Consider the following 6489-nt stretch of genomic DNA (forward strand, 5'->3'; position numbering starts at 1 on the left):
ATATAAAGTTATCCACTAAAAGAGGATAACTTTCTTGATTTTGTGGATAAATATTTAATTATCTCAAAATATATTAAAATAGTCACAGAAAAATCTTTCCGATGTGTATTAAATTAAAACCAAAAATAACAAATTTCATTAAGAAATTCTACTATTTCGCTCTTATAAAATTCTGAAAATTCAAACATTGGCTCAATTCCTAGGTTTCATTAATCTCAATTCAAAGTGTTAATATATGACAAGATTTTTATGCTAAAAAGTATCCATTTTCCCCAATGTGTATCGCCATTCTCCTATGTGCCTTGCAAATGAACTTGAAACATGAATTTAATTAAGAAATTCTTGTGTAACCCACTCAGCCTACGGCTAAATGATTTTACATGGAATAAACTTAGATTCTGTTAACGAATTATCGACTATCCTAGCGACCTACATACCGAACCTTTACAGATTATTTATCTAGAAGGTGATGAATACATATTGTAATACAGCATTTCTTTTCTATCGTCTTTAAATTTAAATTTTTCTCGAACTGCGATTACATCGTCTTGATTGATCTCAGCGATAACTAAACCTTCCTCGCCGTATAAGCTAGCTACTACATTTCCTAATGGATCTACAATCATAGAATCACCACTGTAGGTTAATCTATTGCTTTCACCAACTCGGTTTATTCCAGCAATAAAACATTGATTTTCTATGGCTCTTGCTTTTAGCAAAGTAATCCAATGTTCGCGACGTTCTTTAGGCCAATTAGCTGCAACGGTAATTAGAGTAGCAGTTTTTGATGCTAGTTGAAATATTTCTGGAAATCGTAAATCGTAGCAGATGAAAGGAGTTATATTGAAATTAAAAGCAGTAAAATGTTTTATTGCATTTCCACTTTCGTAAAATTTACTTTCATCTCCATAAGAGAATGGATGAATTTTAGCGTAATTCACAAGCTCAATCTCTTTAGGTGCTACTACTATGTATTTATTTTTAGAATGTGATGTGCCTTCTACATATCCAAAACCTATGGAGATGTCGTATTTGGTACTCATTTCCTTGAAAAATTTAATAGTTTCATTTTCATCCTCTCCTATATAAGAGGTATTCATAGAAAAACCTGTTAAAGTCATTTCAGGGAAAAAAATTATATCCACATTTTCAGAAAATGCTTGCGCTATAAATTGCTTTGTTGTTTCTTTATTGATAGACTTATCTTCAAAGGCAATATCTAATTGAGCCAAGGCTAATTTCATGTTGTTAACTCCCTTTTTTATTGGTTAAATTATTTTTACTAATAATATATATCCATAATACATATTATATCAGAGTAATGTATTAAAATTCTCTATCATGCCTTCAAAATTACTTGAAATAGAAAAATTGAGGGTATACTACATTTATGAATATTCCCATATACATAATTTATAATCATTGAAGGTAAAAGTATGTAGGATACTTAATCTTCATATGTTACTTAGAATAGTACCATATTTTGGCAAGAATAGTAGATAAACATACTTAAATTATAAAAATAAATAAATTTTGTTTAACTAACGCAGCCTACGGCTATATACATAATTTATAATCGTTGAAGGTGAAAGCAAGTAGGAAAGTGACAGATAGTATATAATGAATCTGTTAACGAATGACCAACTATCCTAGCGACCTACATGCTGAACCTTCATGCTTTACTTAGAATTACCTTATTATATTTAAAATGTAGTAATAAATAATTTTCTTGTAACTCACGCAGCCTACGGCTAAAAGATTTTAGGACTTAAGGGACACCATTACTATGAATTTCATTTATATGTATTTAAAACAACTTGAAATAATAGATAACATGTTGCCATATACATAATTTATAATCGTTGAAGGTGAAAGCAAGTAGGAAAGTGACAGATAGTATATAATGAGTTTTACAGAGTCTTAGTTTATGTAGTGTAAAATTCTCGTAAGATGCCTAGGAAGGGCATCTAGCACGTCTGAGACAGGAAGTCGAATTAGTGCGTTAGGGAATTTCACATGGAATAAACTTAGAGTCTGTTAACGAATTATCGACTATCCTAGCGACCTACATGCCGAACCTTCATAGGATACCTAAAATAGTAGATAAACCTACTTAGAATACAACAAAAGGAAGGGGTGCTATATGTTTAAGAAATCAAAAGAACTTTTCAGTAGAATTATAGATGATGATATTACCGCATTAGCAGGTCAGCTTGCTTATGATTTATTGTTATCATTTTTCCCTTTTTTATTGTTGCTTCTTACAATGATTAGTTATAGTGATTTAAAAAGTACAGATATTCTTGTATATGTACAACAAATAATGCCAGCGAGTACTGTTGATTTAATTTATACTACTATTAAAAATGCGTCAAGTTCTACTAGTCATTTAGTGTCATTGAGTATAGTAGGTATAGTCTGGTCAGGCTCTAGTGGCTTTAGAGCTGTAATTAAGGGGCTAAATAAAGCTTATGATGAGGAAGAGACAAGACCTTATTGGAAGACTATAGTTATATCGGTGTTATTTATGCTAAGTCTTGCGTTTGCAATTGTTGCTTCAGTAGCATTGGTGGTATTTGGACAAATGATAGGAAGAACTATTGCGAGCAGGTTAAATCTATCTAGTGCCTTTATATTGAATTGGGATATTATAAGATATCTAGTATCTGTAGTTGGAATGGCAATCACCTTTGCAGCGTTATATCATTTTACTCCTTGTAGAAGATTAACATGGAAAGAGGTAATTCCTGGAGCTGTAATTAGTACTTTGTGTTGGCTTGTGGCTTCTTTGGGTTTCGCATATTATGTAAACAATTTTAATAATTACTCCGTTCTATATGGTGGAATAGGTGCAGTTATAGTGCTTATGTTATGGCTTTATATAACTTCTATAATAATATTATTAGGTGGAGAAATTAATGCGCTGTTAGCATTTGAAAAACAGGGTAAACAAAAGGCTAGGTGCAAAAAATATTAAATTATATGAGTTGTAAGAGATATAAAAAAAGCAGAAAGAGAGATCTTTCTGCTTTTTTACGTGAAAACGAAGTTGTTAACTGCAAGTAAATGATAGTGAGTACAATATTGTTAGAATAACACTGGTAACACATTAAATTGTCTTCTAAGGTGAGACTAACAGTAGTTTAATTTGTAGTAATAAATTTAATTGCATTAAGGATAATGATAAAAACAAATTGTAAACACAAAATGAAATACGAGTTTTGTGTCGAAAATTCACAAACTTAATAGAATATTAACACACATTTTGTAGCATTATGGTATAATCAACATAGTGATTAAAACAATATTAATTATTAATTACTGAGGTAATCGTATATGATGGTTTTTTATCGTCCTGTATAAGAAAGAGAAAACATAGTAAAATATAATATTAATTTGATAAATGTATAATGATAAATTGTCATGTTTGCATTCTGAAGGGGCTTTTATTTTCAAAATACAACTGAGATAAAATTACATTTTATTAAATTAAATATATAAATTCAAAATAGCTTTAAAAATGTAAATGTGTGAGACGAAAAATATAGACATGATAAAAAAATGATTTGCATAACAAAGGAGAAATTTAAATGAAAGTTAGAAAAGCAATTATACCAGCAGCAGGACTTGGAACAAGATTTTTACCAGCAACAAAGGCATTACCTAAAGAAATGTTACCTATAGTTGATAAGCCTACAATGCAATACATTATTGAAGAAGCGATTGCTTCAGGCATAGAGGAGATATTAATTATTACAGGAAGAAATAAAAAGTCTATTGAAGATCATTTTGATAAATCGGTAGAGCTTGAACTTGAACTTGAGAATAAACATAAAGATGGACTTCTTAAACAGGTCCGTGATATATCAAATATGGTTAATATACATTTTATAAGACAAAAAGAACCCAAGGGACTTGGACATGCAATTAATTGTGCTAGAGCATTTGTGGGTAATGAGCCTTTTGCAGTAATGCTTGGTGATGATATAGTTGATGCTAAAACTCCATGTCTAAAACAACTTATGGATTGTTTTGAAGAGAAAGAATCAACAATCGTAGGGGTTCAAGAAGTGGCTAAAGAAAATGTTGATAAATATGGAATAGTTGATGGAGTAAAAATTGACGATAGAGTATATAAAGTAAATGATCTTGTAGAAAAACCTGGAATAGAGGTTGCACCTTCCAATGTAGCTATACTTGGTAGATATATAATTACACCTGATATATTTGATATTTTAGATAATACACTTCCTGGTAAAGGCGGAGAAATTCAGTTAACGGATGCTTTAAAAACATTAATAGGAAAGCAAGACATGTATGCATATGTGTTTGAAGGACGTAGATATGATGTTGGTGATAAATTAGGATTTCTTGAAGCAACAGTGGAATTTGCATTAAAAAGAGATGCTTTAAAAGTTCCATTTATGAGATATCTTCAAACTTTAAAAGATAATGATAATTTCAAGGATATATATGAAGAAATAGCTTGTGAAAAATAAGAATTTTAAATGCCCTAAAAAGGAGGAGATATAGGTGCAAGAACCACAAAGAAGTTCAAGAGCCTCACGAACTCAGACTGATTTTGATTATGAGAAAAACATAGGATATTTTATATTAAAAAGAATAATTGATCTTGTTGGAGCATTAAGTGGAATTATATTAATAAGTCCAGTGATGATTATTACTGCTATTTTAATAAAAGTTGATTCAAAGGGACCTGTTTTTTTTGCTCAAAGCAGAGTTGGTCAAGATGGAAAAAAATTTATGATGTATAAGTTTAGGTCTATGTGCACTGATGCAGAGGTTCTTTTAGGGAAACTTAAAAATGAAAATGAGATGTCAGGACCTATGTTTAAAATGAAAGATGATCCTAGAATAACGAAGGTTGGTAAGTTTGTACGTAAAACAAGTATAGATGAACTTCCACAACTTTTTAATATATTAAAAGGGGAAATGTCCTTGGTTGGACCAAGGCCTAGTTTGCCAAAAGAAGTGGTACAATTTACACCTTTTCAAAAGAGAAGATTAGTTGCAAAGCCAGGCTTAACTTGCTATTGGCAGGTTAGAGGTAGAAGTGATGTTAGTTTTGAAGAGTGGATGGAAATGGATGTTGAATACATAGAACAAAGAAATACATGGATAGATATAACCCTCATATTTAAGACGGTTGGAGTTTTATTTGGAGATGAGGGCGCAAGGTAGCGTTAACTCTAAATAATAATTAGCATATAATATAGGGCAAGTATAAATATGGAGGTAATTGATATGAAAACTTACTTAGTTACAGGTGGAGCAGGATTTATAGGATCTAATTTCGTTCATTATATGTTAAATAAATATTCAATGGACATTAAAATAGTAAATTTAGACAAGTTAACTTATGCAGGAAATTTGGAAAACCTTAAAGAAGTTGAAGGCAAGACAAATTATACTTTTGTTCAAGGTGATGTATGTGATAAGGAATTAGTAGGGAAATTATTTAAGAAGTATGATTTTGATTATGTTGTAAACTTTGCAGCAGAATCACATGTGGATAGAAGTATAAAAGATCCTGAGATATTTGTTCAAACAAATGTACTTGGAACAGTAAATCTTTTAAACAATGCCAAAATTGCATGGGAAACCCCTAATGGTTTTAAGAATGGTGCAAAATTCCTTCAAGTTTCAACAGATGAGGTATATGGTTCACTTGGTGATACAGGCTATTTTGTAGAAACAACACCTATAGATTCACATAGTCCTTACGCTTCATCAAAAGCTGCTAGTGACTTAATGGTAAAGGCATATTCTGATACTTATAAAATGCCAGTAAACATAACTAGATGTTCAAATAATTATGGAGCATACCAATTTCCAGAAAAACTTATACCTCTCCTAATAAACAATTGTTTAAACCATGATGATTTGCCTGTATATGGAGATGGATTAAATATTAGGGACTGGTTATATGTAGAAGATCATTGCAAAGCTATAGATATGGTAATAGAGAGTGGACGCCTTGGAGAAGTTTATAATATTGGTGGCCATAATGAGAAAACGAACATATTAATAGTCAATAGTATTATTTCTTATTTAAATGAAAATGTAGATAAGGGGATAACGCAAGATTTGATTGTACATGTTGCAGATAGATTGGGTCATGATAGAAGATACGGAATAGATCCTACCAAAATTAAGGACGAACTAGGATGGTATCCTGAAACTACATTTGAAGTAGGTATAAAAAAGACAATTCAATGGTATCTTGATAATAAAAAATGGATGGAAAATGTTACAACCGGAGAATATCAAAAGTACTATGAAAATATGTACAAATAAGCAATTAGTTGTTAACCGTCCCCCGGTTTTAGTCGGGGGTTTCCTTAAAGCTAAAGGTCAATTAGTTGTTAACTGTCCCCCAGGTTTTGACCGAGAGTTTGATTAAAGCTAAAGGTCAATTAGTTGTTAACCGTCCCCCAAGTTTTCCTGGGGTTCCTCGGGTTTCAATTG

The 6489-nt window shown here is 31.1% G+C and carries 5 protein-coding genes; 4 read left to right on the forward strand and 1 reads right to left on the reverse strand.

All coding sequences use genetic code 11. From position 1 onward, the window contains the following. Nucleotides 1-455: 455 nt before the first annotated feature. On the reverse strand, nt 456-1244 hold the full coding sequence (locus Q0649_RS11020; protein WP_298841560.1) for a nitrilase-related carbon-nitrogen hydrolase: 789 nt from the start codon (nt 1242-1244) through the stop codon (nt 456-458). A gap of 899 nt (nt 1245-2143) precedes the next feature. Between Q0649_RS11020 and Q0649_RS11025 the strand changes: the two genes are divergently transcribed. From Q0649_RS11025 to rfbB, 4 genes are all read left to right on the forward strand, one after another. Next, nucleotides 2144-2977, forward strand: a complete 834-nt coding sequence (locus Q0649_RS11025; RefSeq protein ID WP_298841562.1) for a YihY/virulence factor BrkB family protein — start codon at nt 2144-2146, stop codon at nt 2975-2977. A 613-nt stretch (nt 2978-3590) separates the two neighbouring features. Continuing rightward, nucleotides 3591-4499: a UTP--glucose-1-phosphate uridylyltransferase GalU gene (galU, locus tag Q0649_RS11030; RefSeq protein ID WP_298841565.1), complete on the forward strand. Its 909-nt coding sequence runs from the start codon at nt 3591-3593 to the stop codon at nt 4497-4499. A 34-nt stretch (nt 4500-4533) separates the two neighbouring features. Beyond that, nucleotides 4534-5202, forward strand: coding sequence for an exopolysaccharide biosynthesis polyprenyl glycosylphosphotransferase (locus tag Q0649_RS11035; protein ID WP_298841568.1), 669 nt, complete (start codon nt 4534-4536; stop codon nt 5200-5202). Between the two features lie 63 nt (nt 5203-5265). After that, a complete protein-coding gene (rfbB, locus tag Q0649_RS11040) occupies nt 5266-6318 on the forward strand; it encodes a dTDP-glucose 4,6-dehydratase (RefSeq protein ID WP_298841571.1) in 1053 nt (350 codons plus the stop codon). Nucleotides 6319-6489: the final 171 nt, after the last annotated feature.

It is taken from the genome of uncultured Clostridium sp. (genome assembly GCF_937920395.1).
Classification (GTDB): domain Bacteria; phylum Bacillota; class Clostridia; order Clostridiales; family Clostridiaceae; genus Clostridium_AD.

Coding starts and splice junctions, on each gene's coding strand:
- Q0649_RS11020 (WP_298841560.1), bottom strand. CDS start 1,244: ATGAAATTAGCCTTGGCTCAATTAGATATTGCCTTTGAAGATAAGTCT.
- Q0649_RS11025 (WP_298841562.1), top strand. CDS start 2,144: ATGTTTAAGAAATCAAAAGAACTTTTCAGTAGAATTATAGATGATGAT.
- galU (WP_298841565.1), top strand. CDS start 3,591: ATGAAAGTTAGAAAAGCAATTATACCAGCAGCAGGACTTGGAACAAGA.
- rfbB (WP_298841571.1), top strand. CDS start 5,266: ATGAAAACTTACTTAGTTACAGGTGGAGCAGGATTTATAGGATCTAAT.